2 protein-coding genes are annotated in these 1,321 nt (G+C 35.4%); one reads left to right on the plus strand and one right to left on the minus strand.

Annotation, left to right across the window (positions count from 1 at the left end; genetic code table 11):
• On the minus strand, positions 1-419 hold a 419-nt coding region (locus tag AC1DUW_RS29190), incomplete at its 3' end, for a glycerate kinase (protein ID WP_477644234.1).
• A 312-nt stretch (positions 420-731) separates the two neighbouring features.
• On the opposite strand from AC1DUW_RS29190, the gene AC1DUW_RS29195 reads away from it, so the two are divergent.
• The coding region (locus AC1DUW_RS29195) for a CdaR family transcriptional regulator (RefSeq protein ID WP_477644235.1) at positions 732-1,321 on the plus strand (590 nt) is incomplete at its 3' end.

Here is a 1,321-nt window from a genome sequence, read left to right on the forward strand (position 1 = left end):
TCATTGGTAGCGCTTCCACCAATTCCTAAAATAAATTTTCGACATCCATCATTCAATGCTTTTTGAATGAGCTCGCCAGTTCCATATGTAGTGGCTATCAATGGGTTCAGTTTATCTGACTCAACTAGACATAAACCTGATGCACTTGCCATTTCAATCACACATGTTTCCTGATCTCCCAAGATTCCATATGCAGCCTGCACGCTATCAAGTAATGGTCCTTTTACTGTAACATCGACTTTCCGACCATTCGTTGCAGCAACAAGACTATCCATTGTACCCTCGCCGCCATCCGCTACGGGAACTAGTACTGTCTCTGCAGCTGGCAATACCTTTTTGACTCCCCGGTCTATTGCTTGCGAAGCCTCTAGTGCTGTCAAGCTTCCTTTAAAGGAATCTGGTGCAATAACAATTTTCATGGTCAGGCCCCCTACGAATAAATTTAATAGTAGTTTTATTATAATCTTCAGAAATATTTTAATCATCGTTCAAGCTATACAAAAAATTAGTATGACATATTTAGTTTTTTTGGCTATACTACATAGAAATAATTATCCTATGTTTGCTTTTTTCATTAATATCTAAATTTAATAAACTACTAGTATTAGAGTGGGTTCGAGTATTACCTTAAAACACTTATATAAAAATTAAAAGGTTAGTTAATAAAAATAGCTACACTTACTCTATCTCAGCAGTAAAACTACCTAAAAAACTATTTAAGGATGATTTATATGCTAACTCAAGTAATCGCAAGGGAAATTGTTAAACAAACTACTATCAGACTCAATCGAAATATCAATATTATGGATGAGAAAGGAACCATTATAGCTTCAGGGAATCCTGATCGTATTAACCAAGCGCATTTTGGAGCAATAGAGGTACTTAAAACCGGTAAACCTTTAATTATTCATGAACAGGATCGCCATCATTGGCTGGGCGTACTTCCTGGTATTAATTTACCCATAGAGTTCCAGAAAGTAATTATTGGTGTTATAGGGATCACAGGAGACCCCGCAGAACTCAAGGAGTTTGGAGAATTAGTGAAAATGATTACAGAAATGATGCTTAATCAATCATTTATGGCAGAACAACTCGAGTGGAAACAGCATTTGAAGGAACTCGTTTTTGAAGACTTACTTAAGGAAACGATTAATCAAAATTCAATAGATCAGCGACTCAACTTGATTGGAATGAAATTAGAACCTCCTTTTCAAGTAGGTATTTTGGAAATAAAATTGAATCCGTTAAAAAAGAATGAGGTGATCCAACTATTAGAAAATGTTTTCGATATACAACATACTCTTATTGGATTCTTAAACGT

The sequence above is a fragment of the Peribacillus sp. P4_C12 genome, assembly GCF_056402095.1.